This is a genomic window from Streptomyces coerulescens, assembly GCF_042657965.1.
In the GTDB taxonomy this organism is placed as follows: Bacteria; Actinomycetota; Actinomycetes; order Streptomycetales; family Streptomycetaceae; genus Streptomyces; species Streptomyces coerulescens.
On record NZ_JBHSKM010000053.1, the window covers coordinates 104441 to 126163 of the forward strand.

Consider the following 21723-nt stretch of genomic DNA (forward strand, 5'->3'; position numbering starts at 1 on the left):
GGCAGGGCGCACCGCAGGGCCTCAGGCCGCCATCCCGACCGGTGCCGGCCGCCGCCGGATCACCAGCGCCATGAGCGCCGCCGCCGCGCACAGCGCCCCGGACGCGTACCAGACCATGTCGTAGCTGCCGAAGACGTCCCGCGCGACCCCGCCCAGGAAGGCGACCAGCGCGGCGCCGACCTGGTGGGAGGCGAGGACCCAGCCGAAGACGATCGCGCTGTCGTCGCCGTACTGCTCACGGCACAGGGCGACGGTCGGCGGGACGGTGGCGACCCAGTCGAGGCCGTAGAAGACGATGAAGAACAGCATCGGCGGGTGGACGCTCGGCGCGAGCAGCATCGGCAGGAAGAGCAGCGAGATGCCGCGCAGGGCGTAGTAGACCGCGAGCAGGCGGCGCGGTTCGAAGCGGTCGGTGAGCCAGCCGGAGAAGATCGTGCCGACGACGTCGAAGACGCCGATGACCGCGAGCAGCGAGGCGGCGGCCGTGATGGGCATGCCGTGGTCGTGGGCGGCGGGCACGAAGTGGGTCTGGATGAGGCCGTTGGTGGAGGCTCCGCAGATCGCGAACGTGCCGGCCAGCAGCCAGAAGGGGCCGGTGCGGGCCGCCGAGAAGAGCACCGTCACGGCCCGGCGGGCGGCGCCCTGTGCGGGCGGCGGCTTCGGCACGAACTCCTTCGAGCCGTACGGCGCCACGCCCACGTCGGCCGGGTGGTCGCGCAGCAGCAGCCACACGAAGGGGACGACCACGAGGGCCGCGAGGGCGACCGTGACGACGGCCGGGCGCCAGCTGTGCTCCTCGACCATCCAGGACAGCAGCGGCAGGAAGATCAGCTGGCCGGAGGCCGAGGCGGCGGTGAGGATGCCGGTGACCAGGCCGCGCCGCTCGGTGAACCAGCGGTTGGTGACCGTGGCGGCGAAGGCCAGCGCCATCGAACCGGTGCCGAGCCCCACCAGCAGGCCCCAGCACAGCAGCAGTTGCCAGGCCGCCGTCATCCAGTACGTCAGACCCGAGCCGACCGCGATCAGCATCAGGGCCGCCGCCACGACCCTGCGTATGCCGAAACGGTCCATCAGCGCGGCCGCGAAGGGGGCGGTGAGGCCGTAGAGCGCGAGGTTGATGGAGACCGCGGCCCCGATCGTGCCGCGCGACCAGCCGAACTGGTCGTTGAGCGGGTCGATCAGCAGTCCCGGCAGGGAGCGGAAGGCGGCGGCGCCGAGGATCGTCACGAAGGCGACGGCGGCGACGAACCAGGCGCGGTGGATACGGGGACGACGACGCGGCCTCGTCGGGGACGTGGCCGCGGTGGCGGCGGTCGCGGTCGCGGTGGCGGTGGTCGCGGTGGCGGGAGTTGTCTGCGTCACGACAACGAGCTTGAGGCCTGGGCCGCTCCCGATCCATTGGCCCGGAGGACAGTGTTCGTTAGGATCGGGCCATGAGCAGTGAGCCGGAGCACCGTACGCCGACCGATTCCCGCGCACCGTCGGATTCCCGTCCGCCGACCGATTCCCCTGTACCGTCGGATTCCCGTCCGCCGACCGATTCCCCTGTACCGTCGGATTCCCGTCCGCCGACGGATCTCCGCGCACCGGCAGATACCCGTCCGCCGTCTGATCTCCGTCCGCACCGCGTGGTCGTGCTCGCGCTGGACGGGTTGCTCCCCTTCGAGCTGGGCATCCCGCACCGGATCTTCGGCCGCCCCAAGGACACCCGTGGGCGGCACCTGTACGAGGTCGTGACCTGCTCGATCCGGCCGCCGGGCCCCGTGCGGACGGACGCCGACTTCGCCATCCAGGTCGAGCACGGCCCCGAGGCGCTGGCCACCGCCGACACCGTGATCATCCCGGCGTCGTACGAGCTCGGCCCGGTCTTCGAGGAGGGCGTGCTGACCGAGGAGCTGGCCGCCGCGCTCGCCCGCATCCGCCCCGGCACCCGGCTCGCCTCCATCTGCACCGGCGTGTACGTCCTCGCCGCGGCCGGCCGGCTCGACGGGCGCCCGGCGACCACGCACTGGGCCGACGCCGAGCGCTTCCAGCGGCTGTTCCCTCAGATCGACGTCGACGCGGACGTGCTCTTCATCGACGACGGCGACGTGCTGACCTCGGCCGGGGTCGCGGCCGGGATCGACCTGTGTCTGCACATGGTGCGCCGTGACCACGGCACGGCGATCGCCACCGAGGTGGCCCGCCGTACCGTCGTACCGCCCCATCGCGACGGCGGTCAGGCGCAGTACATCCACCGCCCGGTCCCCGACCCGCAGCAGTCGTCCACGACCACGGCACGTGCCTGGGCCCTGGGCCGGCTCCACGAACCCATCCAGCTGCGGGACATGGCCGACCAGGAGTCCATGTCGGTGCGCACCTTCACCCGCCGGTTCCGTGAGGAGGTCGGCGTCAGCCCCGGCCAGTGGCTCACCCAGCAGCGGATCGAACGCGCCCGGCACCTGCTGGAGTCCACCGACCTCTCCGTCGACCAGGTGGCCGGTGCCGCGGGCTTCGGCACGGCCCAGTCGATGCGCCAGCACCTACAGGCGGCACTCGGGGTCACGCCCACCAGCTATCGGCGCACCTTCCGCGCCGCCGGCAAGGCCGACCGTCAGGCCGCCGACCGCGTCTGAGACGTCCCGCCGGGCCTCGCCCCACCAGCCGAGCAGGGTGAGCAGCAGGGTCAGCGACACCCCGGCCAGGACGGCCGTGGACGGCGCGACCACCTGGAGCAGGCCGCCCGCGAGGGAGCCCGTCGCCGCGTAGCCCGCGCCGGCGGCCGCGTACAGCACGGAGTATCCGGCGGCCAGGGCACGCTGCGGCAGGGCCTCGCGCAGGGACAGGTTGCGGGTGATCAGCGCGCCGGACTGGAGCACGCCCGCGAGGACGAGGGCGGTCGAGATCCCGGCCGCGCCCGGTATCAGCGCGACCAGCGCCACGAACACCGACATGCCGCTGATCAGCACGGCACTGCGCGTGCGCAGCCGCCCCGGCCACGACCGCAGGCCGTACAGGAACGCCCCGAGTCCCGCCCCGACGGCCATGCCCGCCAGCATCGGGCCGGACCAGCCCACGCCGATGCCGCGCTGCTCCACCAGCGCCGGCAGGGTGAGTTCGGTCAGGCCGAGCAGGGTGATGCTGGCCGCGCCGGTGACGTACACCGGCCAGGCCCGCAGCAGTACGCGGGTCTTCACCCGGCCCGTGTCCTCGTCCTGTTCGCCGCCGGCCCAGCCCGCGGGCAGCAGCCAGTGGCCCGCTATCGACGACGCCATGCAGGCCGCCGCGAGGAGCAGCGGCACCCGGGGTGCCACGCCGAGGGCCAGCCCGGCGACGGCGACCGGGGAGACGGCCCACACCCCGGACATCAGCATCGACTCGGCGGACAGCGCCTGCGCCACGGCACGTTCGGGGACCAGCGACGTCAGCAGCGCGCGCTGCCCTCCGGCGGCCGCGGAGGGTGCGGCCCCGGCCAGGAACGCGAACGCGCCCAGTACCACGGGGGGCGAGCCGGCGAAGATGCCGAGCCCGGTGAACCCCAGCACCCCGCCCGCGAGCCCGACGACCAGATGACGCCGGCCGCGAGCCGGGTCCAGCCGCATCCCGAGGACCGGAGCGCCGATGATCTCGCCGAGCACATAAGCCGCCGCGAGTGTCGCGCCCAAGGTGTAGCCGCCGGGCCGCTCCCGCACCAGGAACACCAGCGCCAACGGCGTCATGGCGACCGGCATACGAGCGGCGACGGCGGTGCAGGCCCAGATCAGCACCTGCTTGGAGGCGACGTCTCGATAGGTCATGCAGATGACGGTAAGTGCCCCCACCGACAACACGGCAGCGGTTTTCCGGGCCTGTGGAAAACCCCGTCAGGAGACCTCCGAGAACCCGCCGGAAGACCTTCCGGGAACCCACCACGAGACCTCGGAAAACCTGCCAGGGGACCCCGGAACCCCGCCAGGAGACCGCAGAATCCCCAAGGACCCCTCAGAAGGTCAGCACCCCCCGCGCCACCTTCCCCGCCTCCGCGTCCACCGCCGCCCGCTCGAACTCCTCCACCGGATACGTCTGTGTCACGAGCTCGTCCAGCATGAGCCGCCCGGCCCGGTACAGCTCGGCGTACAGCGCGATGTCCCGCTGCGGCCGCGACGACCCGTACCGGCAGCCGAGAATCGACTTGTCCAGGTACATCGAGGACACCAGGAAGGACGCCTCGGCGGTGGCCGCCGGCACCCCGAGCAGTACGGCCTGCCCATGACGGTCCAGCAGATCGACGGCTGCCCGGATCAGCTCGACGCGCCCCACGCACTCGAAGGCGTGGTCGGCCCCGGTCGGCAGCAGGTCCCGTACTCCCTCCACCGAGGTCAGGAAGTCCGTCGCCCCGAACTGCCGCGCCACCGCCTCCTTCGCCGGATTGGCGTCCACCGCGACGATCCGCAGCGCCCCCGCGATCCGCGCCCCCTGGATGACATTGAGTCCTATCCCGCCGGCGCCGATCACGACCACCCGGTCCCCGCGGTCGACCCGGGCCCGGTTCAGCACGGCCCCCACCCCGGTCAGCACCCCGCACCCGATCAACGCGGCCGACGGCAGCGGAATGTCCTTCGGGATCCGCACCACCTGCACGGCCTTCACCACGGTCCGTTCCGCGAAGGCGGAGTTGGACGCGAACTGGAACACGGCCTGCTCACCGCGCCGGAACGGCCTTCCCGGCCGCCCTATGGCCTGCCGGCACATGGTCGGCCGCCCCCGGTCGCACTCGGCACACGCACCGCAGTTGGCGAGAGTGGAAAGCGCCACATGGTCCCCGGGTTCGACATGGGTGACGCCCACACCGACGGCCTCCACCACTCCGGCCCCCTCATGGCCCAACACCACAGGAACCGGGAAAGGTATGGTCCCGTCCACCACCGACAGATCGCTGTGGCACAAGCCTGCCGCCGAGATGGCCACGAGTACCTCGCCCGGCCCCGGATCCCGTACCTCCAGGTCGTCCACGACCTCGACCCGCTTGCCGTCGAACATCACTGCGCGCATCAGACGACTCCCTTGGGCTCCCTGGGCAGACCGAGCACCCGCTCGGCGATGATCGTGCGCTGTACCTGGTCCGAACCCCCGTAGATCGTGTCGGCACGGGAGAAGAGGAACAGATGCTGGCCGGCGTCGAGTTCGTACGGCGTCGAGGGCGCCCACTCCTGGGGCCCCACGCTCGCCGACGCGCCGCGCACCTGCATCGCCAGCTCCCCGAGCCGCTGATGCCAGCCGCCCCACAGCAGCTTGGCCACGCTCGGCGCTCCCGCGTCACCCGAACTCCCCAGTGTGCGCAGGGCGTTCCACCGCATCACCCGCAACTCGGCCCACTGCCGCACCAGACGGTCCCGTACGACGGGGTCCTCCACGGCACCGGACCGCACCGCGGCCCCCACGACCCGCGCCAGCTCTCCCGCGAACCCGATCTGCTGGGCGAGGGTGGACACCCCCCGCTCGAACCCGAGCAGACTCATCGCGACCTGCCACCCGGCGCCCTCGCCCCCTACGACATGCTCCGCGCGCGCACCGTCGAAGAAGACCTCATTGAACTCGCTCGTGCCGGTCATCTGCCGGATCGGCCGCACCTCGACGCGCCCCGGCTGGTCCATCGGGACGAGCAGGAAGCTCAGTCCGTGATGCCGACGCGACTCCGGCTCGGTGCGCGCCAGCACGAAGCACCAGTCCGCTTCATGGGCGAGGGAGGTCCAGATCTTCTGCCCGGTGACGCGGTACGCCCCGTCCGAGCCCCGTTCGGCCTTCGTCCGCACCCCGGCGAGGTCCGACCCCGCTCCGGGCTCGCTGTACCCCTGGCACCACAGCTCCTCCCCGAGCGCGATGGCCGGAAGGAACCGCGTCTTCTGCTCCGCGCTCCCGTGCGCGAGCAGCGTCGGCGCCAGCAGCTTCTCCCCGATGTGCCCGGACCGCGCAGGCGCCCCCGACCGCGCGTATTCCTCCGCCCACACCACTTGCCGGGTGAGCGACGCGATCCGGTTCCCGTACCCGCCCTCACCCCACCCGAGCCCGATCCACCCGGCTTTGCCGAGGGTCTGTTCCCAGGCCCGCCGCTCCAGCCCTCCTGCGGCGTGCTCGGCGAGCCAGGCCCTGACCTCCGTACGAAACACGTCATCCTCAGCGCTGAACCCAAAGTCCACTGACGTCTCCTCTGATCGCCGGTCAGGGGCACCGCCCCAGGGGCGCGGGGTCGTATCGATATGCGGCTCCGCCGCGCGGGCGCGACCAGCCACCACCGACCCGCAGCCGCCCCACGACATACCGCCAGCTATTGGGCGTTCGGCCGGTCCCCTGCCCGCGCGGCCCTCTCCATCCCCTCCACCCGAGCCAACATCGGCATCGGATCCACCCCCACCGACCCCGGCAGCACCTCCGCGATCCGCTCAGGCGTCCAGGAGCCGTCGGCATAGGCTGAGCGCAGCTCGCGCGGCTGCGCCCACACCGCGATCTTCGGCCCGGCGACGGTGTACACCTGCCCCGTCACCCCGAACTCCCGAGCCGAGTCCGACAGCAGATACACCACGAGCGCGGCCACGTCCTCCGGCTCCCCGATCTCCGCGAGCTCCATGGGCACGTTGGCCGACATCCGCGTACGGGCGACCGGCGCGACGGCGTTCGCGGTCACCCCGTACTTGTGCAGCCCCAGCGCGGCGCTGCGCACGAGCGAGATGATCCCGCCCTTGGCCGCGCTGTAGTTGGCCTGTGAGACCGACCCCTGATGGTTGCCGCTGGTGAACCCGATCAGGGTCCCGGTCCGCTGTTTGCGCATCACGGCCGACGCGGCCCGGAACACGGTGAACGTCCCCTTCAGATGGGTGGCGACCACCGGGTCCCACTCCTCCTCGGACATGTTGAACAGCATCCGCTCGCGCAGGATCCCGGCGACGCACACGACCCCGTCGAGCCGCCCGTACGACGACAGCGCGACGTCCACGACCCGCTGTCCGCCCGCCATGGTGGACACGTCGTCGGCGACGGCGACCGCTTCGCCGCCCGCCGCCTCGATCTCCTTGACGACGGCCTCGGCGACCTCGCTGGTGGGCGAGCCCCCGTCCACGGCCACGCCGTAGTCGTTGACGACGACCCGCGCCCCTTCGGCGGCGGCCGCGAGCGCCACCGCCCGTCCGATGCCCCGCCCGGCGCCCGTGACGGCGACGACCCTGCCTGCCAAGAAGTTCCCCACGCCCCGGCCCCTTCCCGCAGTTTCTGACGGTCCGTTAGATTCGACTTGATTCTACGACCCGTCAGATACGCGGAGACAAGCCCCGGGGAGGGACTCATGTCACTGCCGGACGCGTTCCACGAGATCGCCAAGCGCGTGAACAACTGGGGGCGTTGGGGCGCCGACGACGAGATCGGCACCCTGAACCTCATCACCGACGAGGTCGTCCGCGAGGCGGCCGCCTGCGTCCGCACCGGGCGTCGCGTCCCGCTCGCCCTGCCCCTGCAACAGGACGGGGTGCAGACCGGGATGATCCCCGGACGCGTCAACCCGCTGCACACGATGGTGCAGATCAACCAGGAGCTGTTCGGTCCCGGAACCGTCGCGTGCAGCGACGACGCCGTGACCATGGGCCTCCAGGCGGCCACCCACTGGGACGCGCTCACCCATGTCTCGCACTCGGGCCGGCTCTACAACGGCCGCCCCGCCGGCACCATCACCGCGCACGGCGGCGCCCAGTTCAGCGGCATCGACAAGGCGCGGCACATCGTCTCGCGCGGAGTGCTGCTGGATGTGGCACGCGCGCGTGGCGTCGACCGGCTGGACGGCGGTCACGCGGTGACCCCGGAGGATCTGGAGGCCGCCGAGGAACTCGCGGGCACGCGCGTGCGTGCGGGCGACATCGCGCTCGTACGGACGGGGCAGATCCAGGTCCTTCTCGCCGGCGACAAGCACGCGTACGGCTATCCCTCGCCCGGTCTGTCGATCCGCACGCCGGAGTGGTTCCACGCGCGTGACGTGGCGGCCGTCGCCAACGACACCCTCACGTTTGAGATATTTCCGCCCGAGACAGAGGATTTGTGGCTGCCCGTGCATGCCCTCGACCTGGTGGAGATGGGGATGCTCCAGGGGCAGAACTGGAATCTCGAAGAGTTGTCCACAGCCTGTGGACAAGAGGGCCGCTATGCGTTTCTGCTGTCGGCGATGCCGGAGCCCTTCGTCGGCGGCACGGGGACGCCCGTCGCGCCCGTGGCGGTGCTCTGACGTCCGGTGAGGCCGGTTGGCGGCGCGGCTCCCCCAGCCTTCGGCCGCGCCCGGACGGGAAGCACCCCATCCGCCCCGGGCACGACACTGCGCGCCGCCATCCGACTCCGGCGTACCCACCCCATCGATCTCCCCCGACCCCGAACGAGACCGACGCCGATTCACGACCCACGCTCGGCAAGGGCTTCCGTCACCGAAGTCCTCGTCGTCCCCTCACGGCGAATCGCTGACCACAAGCGTGATCAACCGGACACGCGGCGTCAACACCCACTCGGGGATTTGTTACTTACGCCCTATTTCTCGACGACGCGCACAGAAGCATGCCCGGGCGCATCCGCACATACCCGAGCTGAGCGGACAGCGCTTTCTGCAACCGTGCACCGGATCCGCCGGAGTTGAAACGCCGTGCGCCCGTCACACCGCCTCGTACGCGAGCCCTTCGTACGCCGAGGAGCCGCTGCCGTAGGCCGCGGTGGCGCCCTGCGCGTCGGAGTCGCGGTCCAGTTCGCACCAGATCCGCTTGCCGCCGCCCTCGGAGCACCAGCCCCACCGGTCCGCGAGACCGTCGACGAGAGCGAGGCCCCGGCCGCCCGTCGAGTCGCCGTCGACGCAGCGGGGCACGGGCGCACGGCCGCTGCGGTCGGCCACCTCCAGGCGGACGGTGGCGGCATCCTGGGCCGCTCCGGGCAGGGACAGGCGCAGCACGGCCGGACAGCCGGTGTGCACCACGGCGTTGGTGACCAGTTCGGACACGAGCAGGATCAGGGTCTCCGCGAGCGGCTCGTCGGCGCCTATCCCGGACCCGGCGAGCCGGGAACGGGCCCACCGCCGGGCTCGCCCCACCTCAGCGGGGTCGGGCCGGATCTCCAGCTGCACTTGAAGCACCTGCACCGCTCACACCATCCGAACCGGCGGACACAAAGCCCCGCGCCTCACGAGGGCCACGATCAGAGCCATTCTTTTCATGACCAGATCAATGGCCGGAGCCAGGGTCACGGAACGTGAATCCCTTAGCTGACAGCATGGTTGACGTACAGTCACCCCAACAAGCGCTTCGGGCATATTCCAGCGTGAAGGAGTACCCGTGCGGCATACTGTGCGACGCTTGTCGCGGGGAGTCGAACAGGCCGGGGCCGACCGCCCTCGCGCCTTGCGAGCAGCGGCGCGCACCGCCGGATCCGGAGCCGCCTCAAGGGCAACTCCGGCATGGCTCGTGCTCGGAACCACTCGCATCTCACACAAGGTACCGGAGCGGACGGCCGACTCCAGGCCGTGACGAGTCACGCGTAGGACACAACCCGATATCAACGCTCCGTAATTCCGGTATGCCACAATCCGCGACATCCGCGCGAAGGCCGTTGGCGATGTCGCAGACCAGGACCCCTCAGGCCGTCTCGGCGAAAAGTTCGGCAGCCAGTCGCTCCTCACTCTCCGTAGCCTCGCTCGTACGGTGTGTTCGCACCCATGCGCGCTTCAGATGCAGATGGACCTCGAACTCCCAGGTGAATCCCATGCCGCCGTGCACCTGGAGACAGTCGCGGGCACCGCGCACGGCGGCGTCGTCGGCGAGCAGCCGCGCGGTGTCGATGTCGGCCGGGTCGGCGGTGACGGCGGCGGCGTAGACGGCGGCGCGGGCGGTCTCGGTGCGCACCAGCATCTCGGCGCAGAGGTGCTTCACCGCCTGGAAGGCTCCGATCGGGCGCCCGAACTGCTCACGGGTCCGGGCGTGTTGCGCGGCGAGTTCGCACGCGCGTGTGGCGCTGCCCAGTTGTTCGGCGGCGGTGAGGAGCACGGCGACGGGGTCGGCGCCGGGTGCTTCGGGCGCCCGGTCCGCGGGGGTGCCGGGAATCCGGTGCAGCGGGGTCAGCGGATCGACCGACCGCAGCGGCACGGCCCCGGCCGCGTCGCCCCGTACGACGTCCGCCACCGTCAGCCACTCCACCAGCCCGCACCCGCCGACGTCCGTCACGACCGTCTCCCCGGTGGCCGCGCCCGGCACCTCGCCCGCCGCGAGATGGGTGGCCACGAGCGGCCCCGGCAGCAGGACCCGCCCTGCCTCCTCGAAGGCCAACACCGCCTCGGGCAGCCCGAGTCCGACGCCGCCCGCCGGCTCGGTCAGCCGGAGCGCGAAGAACCCGGCCGCGCCGAGCTCCCGCCACAGCCCCTTCTCCGGTCGCCCCGGTTCCCCGACGGCGGCCCTGAGCTCCCGAGGGCCGAATCGCCGCGCCAGCAGCTCCCGTACACCGGCCCGCAACGCCCGCTGGTCCTCGGTCAGTTGGAAACGCATCCGTCACCGCTCCTTCGGCAGCCCGAGAATCCGCTCGCCCACGATGTTCCGCTGGATCTGCGAGGTGCCGGCCGCGATGGTGTACGACAGCGAGGACAGCCGGTCGGGCATCCACGGGCGGTCGAGGTCCAGCGAGGCGGGCCCCAGCACGTCCGCGGCGGCGTCGAAGAGCTCCTGACGGGCGTGCGAGTACCTCAGTTTGAAAACCGAACCCCCGACGCCGGGTATGCCGCCGGTGGCCTCCGACTCGCTCACGTTCCACTGCGTCAGCCGCCACAGCGCCCGGAACTCGGCGTTCAGCCGCCCGAGCCTGCGGCGCAGCACGGGGTCGTCCCAGCGGCCGTTCCCGTGGGCCTCGGCGGCGAGTTCGCGCAGCACGCGGCGGCAGGCGACCACCTCGCCCACGAAGGCCGTGCCGCGTTCGAAGGACAGGGTCACCATCGTCACGCGCCAGCCGTCGTTCTCAGCGCCGACCCGGTTGGCGACCGGCACCCGCACCTCGTCGAGGAACATCTCGGCGAACTCGGTGGTGCCGGCGAGGGTCTTCAGCGGCCGTACGGTGATGCCAGGCGCATCCATGGGCATGGCGAGCCAGCTGATGCCGCGGTGCTTGGGGGCGTCGGCGTCGGTGCGCACCAACAGCTCGCACCAGTCGGCGACTTCGGCGTGGGAGGTCCAGATCTTGGACCCGCTGACCACGTAGTCGTCGCCGTCCCTACGCGCGCGCGTGCGTAGCGCCGCGAGGTCGGACCCGGCGTCCGGTTCGCTGAAGCCCTGGCACCAGACCTCCTCACCGCGCAGGATCGGCGGCAGCCAGCGCGCCCGCTGTTCGTCGGTGCCCTCGGCGGCGATGGTCGGCCCGGCGTGCAGCAACCCGACGAAGCCCGCGCCCACGTAGGGGGCGCCCGCCTTCTCGGTCTCCTCCAGGAAGATCAGCCGCAGGGTCGGGGAGGCGTCCCAGTGGACGTCGCCGTAGCCGGCGTCGTGCAGTGTGCGCTGCCAGCCGAGGTCGTAGGCGCGGCGCCCCGGCCAGTCCTCGGGGGACGGCTTCGGCGGCAGCGTGGGCAGCGCCTTGGCCAGCCACTCCCGCAGCCGCGCCCGGAACTCCTCCTCTTCGGGCGTGTACGTGAGATTCATCCACCACCTGCCTGACGGTCCGTCAGATTCTCCCGCAGGCTAGCCCCGCACCCCTGGACCGACAAGGCGTCGAGCTCTACGCTCTCCGCACGATCTGACACATCGTCAGCAATAGGGGGCCGTCGTGAACGACACCGCACACGCACTGAGTTCCTCGCGCACCCTCTGGGACCTGCTCGTCCGCCGCGCCGATCTCACCCCCGACCGCCCCGTCCTCCTCCAGGACGAGCGCTCCCTGTCCTTCGGAGCTCTACGCGCGCGTGCCGAGCGCGTCGCGGCCGGCCTGTACGACATGGGCGTACGCCCCGGCACGGTCGTCGCCTGGCAGCTGCCCACCCGTATCGAGACGGCCCTGCTGTCCTTCGCGCTGGCGCGCCTCGGCGCCGTGCAGTCGCCGGTCATCCCCTTCTACCGGGACCGCGAAGTCGGCTTCGCGCTGCGGGAGTCGAAGGCGGAGTTCTTCGCGGTGCCGGGCGTGTGGCGGGGCTTCGACCACACCGAGATGGCGCGGCGCCTGGGCGCGAAGGGGATCTTCGAGGCGTACGGCACCCTGCCCGACGGCGATCCGGCCGTCCTGCCCCCGCCGCCCGCCGAGGGCACCTCGGTGCGCTGGATCTACTGGACCTCGGGGACGACCTCCGACCCCAAGGGCGTCCTGCACACCGACCGCTCGCTGATCGCGGGCGGCTCCTGCCTCGGGCACGCCCTGCGCCCCACGTCCGCCGACGTCGGCTCCATCGCCTTCCCCTACGCCCACATAGGCGGCCCCGACTACATGGTGATGGTCCTGCTGTACGGCTTCCCGGCGGTGCTGTTCGAGCAGTTCGCGATGCCCGACGCGCTCGCGGGGTACCGCAGGCACGGCGTCACGATCGCGGGCGGCTCGACGGCCTTCTACTCGATGTTCCTGGCCGAGCAGCGCAGGCAGCCGGACGGCGGGAAGGCCGTCCCGACGCTGCGGCTGCTGGCGGGCGGCGGGGCGCCGAAGCCGCCGGAGGTCTATCACGCGGTGGTCCGCGAGATGGGTGTGCAACTGACGCACGGATACGGGATGACCGAGGTGCCGATGATCACGATGGGGGCGCCGGACGACACCGCGGAGAACCTGGCGACGACCGAGGGGCGGCCGCCGCGGGGCATGGAGATCCGGATCGTCGAGGGCGAGGTGCGGCTGCGCGGGGAGGCGGTGTGCCGGGGCTACCTGGATCCGGCGCAGACGGCTGCGGCCTTCGACGAGGACGGCTTTCTGCGCACCGGTGACCTCGGGCGGCTGACCGACAGCGGGCATCTGGTGCTGACCGGCCGTCTGAAGGACGTCATCATCCGCAAGGGCGAGAACGTCTCGGCGAAGGAGATCGAGGATCTGCTGCACCGGCATCCGGCCGTCGGGGACGTCGCGGTGATCGGGCTGCCGGACCCCGAGCGCGGCGAGCGGGTCTGCGTGGTCGTGGAACAGCCGGCCGGCGCCGGGGAGCTGACCCTGGAGGCGGTGACGTCGTATCTGCGCGGGGAAGGGCTGTCGACGCACAAGCTGCCGGAGCAGCTGGAGGTGGTGGACGCCCTTCCGCGCAACGAGACCCTGCGGAAGGTGCTCAAGTACAAGCTCAGGGAGCGGTACTCGGGCCGGGCATAGCTCTACTCGGGGACGGTGAAGTAGCGGGCGAAGGCCGTGACGACCTCGCCCTCCGCCACCTTTCCGTCGCCGTCCGTGTCGAGGGTGCCGGCGGCCGCCTGGGCCATCTCCCGCGGCACACCGAGGCAGACCAGCACGCGCGCGGTGTCGGTGACGGTGGCGGCCCCGTCGCCGTCGGGGTCGGCCACGGCGAGGGCGGCGTGCAGGAAGGGGCGGGCGATCTCGGCGAACCGGTCGGGGTTGTCGCGCAGGCGCTTGACCGCGCCGTTCACGAACTCCTCGCGGGTGATCCGCTGGTCGCCGTCGCGGTCCGCTATCCCGGCCATGCCCTGCCAGAACGCCTCGGCACCGATGTACAGGGCCTGCCCCTTGTCGGAGCGGGCGGTGGTGCCGAACTCCGCGAGCAGCGCCTTGGCCGCCCCCACGAAGTCCTCCCGGTCGATGTAGCCGTTGCCGTCCTGGTCGAAGGTGGCGAACCGGGCCGCGATCCTGCGCTCGTACTCGCTGCTGACCATGTCTTTTCGGGCCGCCTCACGTCGTCGGGTTCATCTGCCACGGAGCGTACGACGCCGAGGGGCGTCCGGGCGCGGGAAAGGGGCCGTTGTGCCAAGACCGGGGGAATTTTGGGACAACGATGTGGCACAGACGTGCGGAAAAGGCGTACGCCGGGGGGTGCTCAGGCGGACAGCGGGTCGGCCTCGCCCTTGACAGCCGTCGCCAGGTCGGGGTGCACGTCGAAGAGCCGTCGCACCCCCAGCGCGCCGAGGACCCGGTTCACGTGCGACCCCTCCGCCGCGCCCTGCGCCGGGAGTATCAGCCGCAGGCTGCCCTGGCAGGAGCGGATCAGCCGGCGGGCGGCTATGAGCACGCCGACGCCGCTGGAGTCGCAGAACAGGACCTCGGAGAGATCGAGGACAAGGCTGTGCCGTCCCTCGGCCACCACGTCGTGGATGTGCTGGCGCAATCCGGGCGAGGTCACCAGATCCAGCTCGCCCGACACCTGGAGCACGGCCCAGTCGCCCCGCTCGCCGCCGGTCACTTTGAACGTCACCACCATGCCCCTCGCTCGCTGAAACGGAAGCGACACCTACGCTTCCTTGCAGCGCGGCTGCCCAGCGGCTGTTCCCTGAAACTCCCTCCAGAAAACGGTCACCGATCAGGAAAGGCTTGTTTCCATCGCATTCGATCCTGTTCGATCGTGTCTGATCACAGGGTGACCGGGTAGCCGAGCGATGCGAGCCTCCCCTCCCGCGTGCGAGGGGGCCTCTATCACGAGTGCGAGGTGTGTCACCAGCCATGGCTCTACAAGGGGCGCACATTGCGACAAAGGGGCGTGCGCGTGAGACCGTGCCGACTACATTCGGGGAGACGGCACACGCACGCTGGACAGGGAAGAACCGGTGAGGGGGGCCTGATGGCGAAGAAGGACGCACCGCCCCGCTGGGACCGCAAGATGCAGCAGCGCCTGGCCCGCGGCGAGGCGGCCGCCCTCGGCGAGCTCTACGACCGGTTCGCCTCGCTGGTGCACGGCCTCGCCCACACCGTGCTGGGCGACGAGCGCGCCGCCGATCACCTGACCCGCGACGTCTTCGCCCATGTCTGGGAGCACCCGGACACCTACGACCCCAAGCAGGGCCCGCTGCGCTCCTGGGTCGCCACACTCACCCACCGCCTCGCCGTGCAGCGGCTGCGCGCCACCGAGACCGCCGCCCTCGCCGAGGCCGGCCAGGGCGGCTCCACGGAGGAACTGGAGCGCAAGGTGCGGCACGCCTCGGTCGCCGCCCGCGCCGACTACATCGTCCAGTCCATGCCCGTACCGCTGCGCGCCGCCCTGGAGCTGGCCTACTTCCAGCGCCGCGACTACCGCCAGACCGCCGCCGACCTCGGCGTCACCGAGGACGAGGCCCGCCGCCGGCTGCGTCTGGGCCTGCAACTGCTGTCCACCGCCCACGACGCCGGAACCGCCCCGGGCGCCCCGCCGGGATACGGGGGTGCGGCGTGACCGAGCCCGGACGCTTCGAGCCGTACGACAAAGACGACGACAAGCCGTACGACGACAAGCCGTACGGCGACTCTCCCGACTTTCCGCACGGCGACTTTCCGCACGGCGAATCTCCACATGGCGACGGACATCACAAGGACCCGGAGGACAACGGCCCCGCGGACGGCACCCGCGCGGCGGACGGCATGAACAGCAGCGGCAACGGCGACGACCAGCACCCCACGACGAAGCCGACCCCGGACCGGCCGCCGCGCATACCCCTGCCCCGCGCCTCCGTCGAGGACACCGGACGTCCGCTGCCCGACGCGGTGCCGAGTCCCGCCCCGCTCGTCCTGGACCACCGCGTGCTGAAGTCACTGCTCGGCGCGTGGGCGCTGGCCGCCTGCTCGCCCCAGGAGACGGCGGCCGTGGAGGAGCACCTCGGCGACTGCGGCTCCTGCGCGGACGAGGCGCTGCGGCTGCGCGAGGCCGTCGGCCTGCTGCATCCCGCCGAGAGCCTCGACCTCGACCCGTCGCTGCGCGCCCGCGTCCTGGCGGGCTGCCTGGAGCGGCGCCCGCCGCGCGTCCCGGTGCCCGCGTGGGCGGCGCCGTACGACGCCGAGACGGCCCGGCTCGACGCCCTGCTCCAGGACTTCGGGGACGCCGAGTGGCACGCGCCCGTGCGGCTGCGGTGGTTCCGTGGGGACGAGCCGACGAGCCGTCGTACGACCGTCGCCGGGGTCATCGCGCATCTGCTGACGGTGGACGGGCTGGTCGCGGTGGCGCTCGGCCTCGCGGACCCGATGGGCGAGGTGGCCGCGGACCGGGCGACCCCGTCCGGGCGCACGGAGGCGTACTGGCGGGCCTCGCACTACCCGCCGACGCGCGCGGTACGCACACCCTGGCGGGAGCAGACCCACGACCTGGTCCGCACCGTGTCCTTCACGGGCGGCGGCACCGGCGGACTGTCCGTGCCCTACGGCGACTTCGAGCTGCCGCTGCACGACGCGATGCTGGACCGCGCCTTCGAGACCTGGGTGCACGCCGAGGACATCGCCGACGCGGTGGACTACCCGTACGAGCCGCCGACCGGCAACGACCTGCACCCCATGGTCGACCTGGCGGCCCGCATGCTCCCCACGGTGCTGTCGGCCCGCCGCCAGGCCGGCCTCGCCGCCCCGCCGCCCGGTCCGCACCGCCACCTCGTGCCGGCCGGCGAGCCCGGCCGGAGCCTGCGGCTGGAGATCGAGGGGTCGGGCGGCGGCGAGTGGCTGATCCCGCTGGACTCCCCGGCGGCGGTGGGCTCCGCGGAGCACGAGGTGGCCCATGTGGCGCTGGACGGCGCGGAGTTCTGCCGGCTGGCCGCAGGCCATGTGTCGCCGGAGGAGGCTGCTGCGGGGCAGGTCGGTGACCGTACCGCGATCAGAGATGTGCTGTTCGCGGCGGCGAGCTTGAGCCGGATGTAAGGGGCGGTTGCCGGTGCGTCGGCGGCTGCGGGTGCGTGGGGGCTGGTCGCGCAGTTCCCCGCGCCCCTTGAGGTACGTGCACTGAACGCGCCCTTCAGGGGCGCGGGGAACTGCGCGAGCAACCACGAAAAACCCGCAGCCGCCCCGAAACAGTCGGCCCCGAGCTACTAGGCGAACACGACCGTCCGCCGCCCGTTCAGCAGAATCCGCCGCTCCGCATGCCACTTCACGGCCCGCGCCAGCGCCTGGCACTCCACATCCCGCCCGATCGCCACCAGCTGATCCGGCGTGACGCCATGCCCCACCCGCTCGACCTCCTGCTCGATGATCGGCCCTTCATCGAGATCCGCCGTCACATAGTGCGCCGTCGCCCCGATCAGCTTCACACCCCGCGTGTGCGCCTGGTGATACGGTTTCGCACCCTTGAAGCTCGGCAGGAACGAGTGGTGGATGTTGATGATCCGCCCGCTCAGCTGCTTGCACAGGTCGTCCGAGAGGACCTGCATATAGCGGGCCAGCACGACCAGCTCCACGTTCTCCCCGCGCACGATCTCCAGGACCTGCGCCTCGGCCTCGGGCTTGTTGTCCTTGGTCACCGGGATGTGGTGGAAGGGGATGTCGTACGACCCCACGAGCTCGGCGAAGTCGGTGTGGTTGGACACCACGGCGGCGATCTCCACCGGCAGCGCCCCGATCCTGGCGCGGAACAACAGGTCGTTCAGGCAGTGCCCGAACTTGCTGACCATCAGCAGGACCCGCATCTTCTCCTCGGCCCGGTGGATCTGCCACTCCATCTGGAAGGAGTCACCGATCGCCGCGAAGCTCGCCCGCAGCTTGTCCACCGTCACCGGCGCCTCCGCCGAGAAGTGGACGCGCATGAAGAACAGTCCCGTGTCGTGGTCGCCGAACTGCTGGCTGTCCTCGATGTTGCAGCCGGTCATGAAGAGGTAGCTCGACACGGCGTGCACGATGCCCTGCTTGTCCGGGCAGGACAGCGTCAGGACGTACTGTTCGGCGGGGACCGCGGCTCGGGTGGACTGCTCGTTCATGCAGCACAGGGTCCCATATCCCGGGCCCCCGCCGGGCAGCCGTCCCGCTACCCGGACCGCCCGCCGGGCACCGGCGGGACCGTCACGCGGAGCGCGTCATGATCCGCAGCACCTCGAGTGTGCGCGGCGGAGCCTCCGGGTCCTCGCCGTCGGCCATCGCCATCCGCACGTGCGCGTCCCGCGCCGCCCGCACCGCCTCCGGCCACTGCTGGTTCTCCATATAGGCGGAGACCGGCGCGTCCGGGCCGACCTGGTGCATGATCCGCAGCACCCGCAGCACGGCGGTGTCGACGAGCGCCGCCTCCTGCGAGTCCCGGAATATCGTGCCGACGTACTTCTCGGCGGACCAGTTGTCCAGCCAGGTGTCCTCGACCAGGCGGTACACGGCGTCGGTCACGTCGCCGTACCCGTCGACCCCGGCGAGCCAGACGTCCCGCTGGAAGACCGGGTCGGAGAGCATGTGCAGCGCGGAGCGCACATTGCTGCGCCAGCGCCACCACGGCATGTCGTTGAGTGGCATGCCGCCCATGGTGGATGAGCGACGGCCGCGACGGGAAGAGCTATCCGAACCTTGCACGGTCACCGATCGTACGTTCTTGTTCATTCGCGCCTCACCCGCCCCCGTAATTCACCTTCTGGTCACCCCTGGATAACCAAGGGTCACGCGCAGGTTTGTTGTGTGGCGGAATCGTGCTTGACCATGACCGGCAGGCCACGCATGCGCAGCACTCTCCTCCCCATGATCACCAATCGGCCCGTCAGAGCAGCGGCTCGCTCTGCGGCAGCACTGGTGGCGTGTGCGTCACTCGCCGTCGGATGCGGTGTCATCCCCGGTACCACGGGGGGTTCCGGGGATGACACGATCACCGTGATGACCTGGGCCCCGCAGGGCACCAAGGCGACCAACAAGCCCGGCATGCCGGCCTTCGCGCAGGCCTACGCGCGCTGGGTCAACGCCCACGGCGGGCTCGGCGGCCGCGACCTGAAGGTCATCACCTGCAACGACCACAACGACAGCGTGTCCGCGGCCAGGTGCGCCGACCGCGCGGCCGAGGAGAACGTCGTCGCGGTCATCGGCTCCTACAGCCAGTACGGCGACACCTTCCTGCCCTCCCTGGAGGGCGCCGGCATCCCGTACATAGGCGGCTACGGCGTCACCAACGCCGAGTTCACCAGCCCGCTCTCCTATCCCGTCAACGGCGGCCAGCCCACCCTCCTGGCGGGCCTCGGCCGGGAGCTGGCCCGCGGCTGCGGCCCCGTCGCGCTGGTCCGGCCCGACACCATCGCGGGCGACGAGCTGCCGCCGCTGCTCAACTCCGGCCTCCGCTCGGGCGGGCACTCCGCCCCCGCCGACCAGCTGGCCGACGAGGACGCGACCGCGTACGACACGCAGTCGGTGCGGGCGCTGGACTACTCCGCCGCCGCCGACCCGACGTCCGAGAAGGGCTGTGTGGTGCCCGCTCTCGGCGACCGAACCAGCACCTTCATGGACTCCTTCCGGCGCGCCCGCGAGGACTACCCCTCGGTGCGCACGGCCACCGTCCTCGGCAGCGTCGACCAGACCGTGATCAACGCCACCGGCGGGGCGTCGACGTACGACGGGTCCTACATCACCGGCTGGTACCCGGTCGCGAGCGACCCGCGCTGGGACCCGATGAAGAAGGTCATCAGCGAGCAGGCCTTCGGCGACAACCGCATCGACCCCGCGGACGCCGGCGTGCAGACGACGTGGATCGCGTACACGGTGTTCAAGCGGGTCGTCGAGTCGCTCGGCGACGGCGCGGTGACCGCCGACTCGGTGCGCGGCGCCCTGAACGAGGGCCTGAAGGTCTCCACGGGCGGCCTGACGCCGACCCTCCAGTGGAAGTTCCAGGACGTGCTCGCCTCCGTCGGCTTCCCCCGGCTGGTCAACCGCGCCGTGACGCTCCAGGTCGTCCGGGACGGCCGGCTGGTGGCGGCCCGCAAGGGCTTCATCGACGTGACGAAGACGCTCCAGGCCGCCGACCTGAACTGACCGCCCGACAGTCCGACCCGGGCTACAGCTGGGTCGGCTGGCGCTCGGTCAGGCCGTACTTCTCGGCGATCGAGTTCCACAGCCCGGCGGCCGTCTTCTTCTGCTCGCTGGCGGTGCCGCTCGCCCGGTTGCCGGCCTGGGTCTGGCCGGTGGAGCGGGCCTGGCCCTTCTTGCACAGCTTCTTGTTGCCGGACACCTGGTCGGCCCACGCCGCGTAGTGGTTGTCGGCGGAGGCCGACGCCTGCCACGCCTTGTTCAGCGCGGCGGTCAGCGCGGCGTGGTTCGGCAGCTGGTCGACGGAGAGCTTGGACAGGTCGGTCACCAGCTGGTTGCGCTGCCGGGCCGCGTCCCGCAGGTCCTGGGCGGCCTTGCCGAGGTTGTCGCAGGACTTCACGGCGTCCACCGCGTTGATCACGGACGTACGGCTGTCGCCGCTGTCGGCGAGCAGCTTGTCCAGGGCGACCGCCTGCTGCTCGGCCGGGTCGGCGGACGGCGAGGCGGAGTCCTCGGTCGCCGGGGCCGTGGCGGAGACGGGCTGGTTGTCGTCGCCCTTGTCGTCGTCCCCGCCCCCGCCGGCGAGCAGCGCGCCCGCGCCGATGCCGAGGGCGGCGATACCGACGCCGACGACGGCGATGAGCGGCACCCGCGATCGGTTACGACCGCCCGGGCCACCGCCGTCGTCACCCACGTCGTGCCCGCCGGGCGGGAAGAACGCCGGCTCGTGCGGGTTCCGCTGCGGCTGGGGCTGCTGGAAGCGCGGCAGCTGCTGGGTGGCCCCGGCCTGGCCCTGACCTGCCGACTCGCTGCGGAAGAGGTTGTCGAAGTCGGACAGCGGCTGTCGCTCCCCGCCGCCCGGCCCGCCGGCCACGGGCGGGATGTACTGCGTGGCGTCGGCGTCCGACCCGGAGACGGGCGGCATCGGACCGGCGCCGCCGCCCTGCCGGGCCCGCCCCAGCACCTGGGTGTGCTCGCTGGACACCTCGGGCGGCAGTGCACCCGGTCCCACCGGCGGGATGAGCTGTGTCGCCCCCTCGTCCGCGGCGGGCGCGGCGACGGGCGGGAGGAAACTGGTGGCCTGGTCGTCGGCGCTCATGGGGGCGGCGGCGACCGGCGGTATGTACTGCGTGGCGCCCTCGTCGAAGCCACCGGCACCGACGGGCGCGGCAGGCGGCAGCGCACCACCCTGCCCGTGCTGTCCCTGCCTGTGCTGTCCCTCGGGCGGCAGTGGCGCCCCGCCCTGCCCGTACGCCGGCTGCGGCGCGGGCATCGGGGAGCCACCGGCCACAGCGCCCTGGCCGTAGGACGGCGCACCGGCCGCCGGGCCCTGCGCCCCGCCGCCGTACAACGCGTCGTCCTGCGGCATCGGCTGGGACGGGATGCCCCCGCGGGCCTCAGGCGCCGCGCCCCACGGAGCCGGCGACGGCGACGGGTACGACTGGTCGTGCTGGGGCAACTGGTACGCCTGGTAGTCCTGCTGCGGCAGCTGGTAGGCCTGGTGCTCCTGCTGGGGCAGCCGGCTCGCCTGATGGTCCTGCTGCGGCAGCTGGTAGGCCTGGTGCTCCTGCTGGGGCAACTGGCTCGCCTGATGATCCTGCTGCGGCACCTGGCTCGGCTGCTGTTCCGGCCGGCCCCACGACTGCCCGGGCTGCGCGCCCCAGGCCTGGCCCGGTGCGGCGGCCTGCGCGGGCGGGTTCTGCTCGGGTCCCCAAGGAGTGCCCCAGGCCTGGCCGCCCGGCGGTGCCGAGGGCGCGGGTGCGGCCGGCGGCGTGGCCGGTACCGGAGTCGGGCCGCCGCCCTGGCCGCCCGTCATACCCGGCAGCAGCGGCTCACCACCGTCTGAGGGCAGCACGATGCCTTCGCGCGCGGGCCGCGCCGAGGGCTCCTCGCTCCGTCCACTCTGCGTCACCGGGGCTCCTACTAATGGGGGACCTTGTG

At 71.9% G+C, this 21723-nt stretch carries 19 protein-coding genes; 6 read left to right on the plus strand and 13 right to left on the minus strand.

Translation table 11 applies throughout. The annotated features are described in order from the left end of the window. Positions 1-21: 21 nt before the first annotated feature. Complete coding sequence (locus ACFPQ9_RS44085; protein WP_380866048.1) at positions 22-1362, minus strand: MFS transporter; 1341 nt, start codon at positions 1360-1362, stop codon at positions 22-24. Positions 1363-1628: 266 nt separating this feature from the next. On the opposite strand from ACFPQ9_RS44085, the gene ACFPQ9_RS44090 reads away from it, so the two are divergent. Continuing rightward, positions 1629-2615, plus strand: a complete 987-nt coding sequence (locus ACFPQ9_RS44090; RefSeq protein WP_380866050.1) for a GlxA family transcriptional regulator — start codon at positions 1629-1631, stop codon at positions 2613-2615. On the opposite strand, the gene ACFPQ9_RS44095 is transcribed toward ACFPQ9_RS44090, so the two are convergent. From ACFPQ9_RS44095 to ACFPQ9_RS44110, 4 genes are all read right to left on the minus strand, one after another. After that, positions 2523-3776 carry an MFS transporter gene (locus ACFPQ9_RS44095; protein WP_380866052.1) on the minus strand — a complete coding sequence of 418 codons (1254 nt, stop codon included), beginning with the start codon at positions 3774-3776 and terminating at the stop codon, positions 2523-2525. The genes ACFPQ9_RS44090 and ACFPQ9_RS44095 overlap by 93 nt on opposite strands. 184 nt (positions 3777-3960) lie before the next feature. Next, positions 3961-5010, minus strand: coding sequence for an alcohol dehydrogenase catalytic domain-containing protein (locus tag ACFPQ9_RS44100; protein ID WP_380866054.1), 1050 nt, complete (start codon positions 5008-5010; stop codon positions 3961-3963). Further along, complete coding sequence (locus tag ACFPQ9_RS44105) at positions 5010-6155, minus strand: acyl-CoA dehydrogenase family protein (protein WP_380866056.1); 1146 nt, start codon at positions 6153-6155, stop codon at positions 5010-5012. Before ACFPQ9_RS44105 ends, ACFPQ9_RS44100 begins: the two co-directional genes overlap by 1 nt. 128 nt (positions 6156-6283) lie before the next feature. Continuing rightward, a complete protein-coding gene (locus ACFPQ9_RS44110) occupies positions 6284-7198 on the minus strand; it encodes an SDR family NAD(P)-dependent oxidoreductase (RefSeq protein WP_380866058.1) in 915 nt (304 codons plus the stop codon). A gap of 96 nt (positions 7199-7294) precedes the next feature. On the opposite strand from ACFPQ9_RS44110, the gene ACFPQ9_RS44115 reads away from it, so the two are divergent. Continuing rightward, positions 7295-8221 carry a cyclase family protein gene (locus ACFPQ9_RS44115; RefSeq protein ID WP_380866059.1) on the plus strand — a complete coding sequence of 309 codons (927 nt, stop codon included), beginning with the start codon at positions 7295-7297 and terminating at the stop codon, positions 8219-8221. A 414-nt stretch (positions 8222-8635) separates the two neighbouring features. Here ACFPQ9_RS44115 and ACFPQ9_RS44120 read toward each other — a convergent pair whose 3' ends face one another. From ACFPQ9_RS44120 to ACFPQ9_RS44130, 3 genes are all read right to left on the minus strand, one after another. Next, entirely contained in the window at positions 8636-9097 is a 462-nt protein-coding gene (locus tag ACFPQ9_RS44120; RefSeq protein ID WP_380866091.1) for an ATP-binding protein, read from the minus strand. A 508-nt stretch (positions 9098-9605) separates the two neighbouring features. Further along, positions 9606-10508, minus strand: a complete 903-nt coding sequence (locus tag ACFPQ9_RS44125; protein ID WP_380866061.1) for an acyl-CoA dehydrogenase family protein — start codon at positions 10506-10508, stop codon at positions 9606-9608. 3 nt (positions 10509-10511) lie between these two features. Further along, positions 10512-11645: an acyl-CoA dehydrogenase gene (locus ACFPQ9_RS44130; protein ID WP_380866063.1), complete on the minus strand. Its 1134-nt coding sequence runs from the start codon at positions 11643-11645 to the stop codon at positions 10512-10514. A gap of 124 nt (positions 11646-11769) precedes the next feature. Here ACFPQ9_RS44130 and ACFPQ9_RS44135 point away from each other — a divergent pair, with 124 nt between their 5' ends. Continuing rightward, the gene (locus ACFPQ9_RS44135; RefSeq protein WP_380866065.1) at positions 11770-13278 is read left to right on the plus strand and encodes a class I adenylate-forming enzyme family protein; all 1509 of its coding nucleotides are present in this window, start codon (positions 11770-11772) and stop codon (positions 13276-13278) included. Positions 13279-13280: 2 nt separating this feature from the next. Here the strand turns inward: ACFPQ9_RS44135 and ACFPQ9_RS44140 are convergent, their stop codons facing one another. Together ACFPQ9_RS44140 and ACFPQ9_RS44145 are read right to left on the minus strand one after the other, a co-directional pair. Next, positions 13281-13793 carry an EF-hand domain-containing protein gene (locus ACFPQ9_RS44140; protein ID WP_380866066.1) on the minus strand — a complete coding sequence of 171 codons (513 nt, stop codon included), beginning with the start codon at positions 13791-13793 and terminating at the stop codon, positions 13281-13283. Positions 13794-13954: 161 nt separating this feature from the next. After that, the gene (locus ACFPQ9_RS44145) at positions 13955-14335 is read right to left on the minus strand and encodes an STAS domain-containing protein (protein ID WP_380866093.1); all 381 of its coding nucleotides are present in this window, start codon (positions 14333-14335) and stop codon (positions 13955-13957) included. Positions 14336-14692: 357 nt separating this feature from the next. On the opposite strand from ACFPQ9_RS44145, the gene ACFPQ9_RS44150 reads away from it, so the two are divergent. Next, positions 14693-15280: a sigma-70 family RNA polymerase sigma factor gene (locus ACFPQ9_RS44150; protein ID WP_380866067.1), complete on the plus strand. Its 588-nt coding sequence runs from the start codon at positions 14693-14695 to the stop codon at positions 15278-15280. Further along, complete coding sequence (locus ACFPQ9_RS44155) at positions 15277-16725, plus strand: zf-HC2 domain-containing protein (protein ID WP_380866069.1); 1449 nt, start codon at positions 15277-15279, stop codon at positions 16723-16725. Before ACFPQ9_RS44150 ends, ACFPQ9_RS44155 begins: the two co-directional genes overlap by 4 nt. 167 nt (positions 16726-16892) lie before the next feature. Here the strand turns inward: ACFPQ9_RS44155 and purU are convergent, their stop codons facing one another. Then, positions 16893-17774: a formyltetrahydrofolate deformylase gene (purU, locus tag ACFPQ9_RS44160; RefSeq protein WP_380866071.1), complete on the minus strand. Its 882-nt coding sequence runs from the start codon at positions 17772-17774 to the stop codon at positions 16893-16895. An 82-nt stretch (positions 17775-17856) separates the two neighbouring features. Further along, positions 17857-18357, minus strand: a complete 501-nt coding sequence (locus ACFPQ9_RS44165) for an SCO4402 family protein (RefSeq protein ID WP_380866073.1) — start codon at positions 18355-18357, stop codon at positions 17857-17859. A gap of 117 nt (positions 18358-18474) precedes the next feature. On the opposite strand from ACFPQ9_RS44165, the gene ACFPQ9_RS44170 reads away from it, so the two are divergent. Then, positions 18475-19788 carry an ABC transporter substrate-binding protein gene (locus ACFPQ9_RS44170; RefSeq protein ID WP_380866074.1) on the plus strand — a complete coding sequence of 438 codons (1314 nt, stop codon included), beginning with the start codon at positions 18475-18477 and terminating at the stop codon, positions 19786-19788. A gap of 22 nt (positions 19789-19810) precedes the next feature. Here the strand turns inward: ACFPQ9_RS44170 and ACFPQ9_RS44175 are convergent, their stop codons facing one another. Further along, on the minus strand, positions 19811-21694 hold the full coding sequence (locus tag ACFPQ9_RS44175) for a hypothetical protein (RefSeq protein ID WP_380866076.1): 1884 nt from the start codon (positions 21692-21694) through the stop codon (positions 19811-19813). Between the last annotated feature and the right edge of the window lie 29 nt (positions 21695-21723).

Excerpts from the sequence above, each read along its gene's own strand:
- ACFPQ9_RS44095 (WP_380866052.1), bottom strand. The coding sequence starts at position 3,776 with ATGACCTATCGAGACGTCGCCTCCAAGCAGGTGCTGATCTGGGCCTGC.
- ACFPQ9_RS44100 (WP_380866054.1), bottom strand. The coding sequence starts at position 5,010 with ATGCGCGCAGTGATGTTCGACGGCAAGCGGGTCGAGGTCGTGGACGAC.
- ACFPQ9_RS44115 (WP_380866059.1), top strand. The coding sequence starts at position 7,295 with ATGTCACTGCCGGACGCGTTCCACGAGATCGCCAAGCGCGTGAACAAC.
- ACFPQ9_RS44125 (WP_380866061.1), bottom strand. The coding sequence starts at position 10,508 with ATGCGTTTCCAACTGACCGAGGACCAGCGGGCGTTGCGGGCCGGTGTA.
- ACFPQ9_RS44130 (WP_380866063.1), bottom strand. The coding sequence starts at position 11,645 with ATGAATCTCACGTACACGCCCGAAGAGGAGGAGTTCCGGGCGCGGCTG.
- ACFPQ9_RS44140 (WP_380866066.1), bottom strand. The coding sequence starts at position 13,793 with ATGGTCAGCAGCGAGTACGAGCGCAGGATCGCGGCCCGGTTCGCCACC.
- ACFPQ9_RS44145 (WP_380866093.1), bottom strand. The coding sequence starts at position 14,335 with ATGGTGGTGACGTTCAAAGTGACCGGCGGCGAGCGGGGCGACTGGGCC.
- ACFPQ9_RS44150 (WP_380866067.1), top strand. The coding sequence starts at position 14,693 with ATGGCGAAGAAGGACGCACCGCCCCGCTGGGACCGCAAGATGCAGCAG.
- purU (WP_380866071.1), bottom strand. The coding sequence starts at position 17,774 with ATGAACGAGCAGTCCACCCGAGCCGCGGTCCCCGCCGAACAGTACGTC.
- ACFPQ9_RS44170 (WP_380866074.1), top strand. The coding sequence starts at position 18,475 with ATGACCGGCAGGCCACGCATGCGCAGCACTCTCCTCCCCATGATCACC.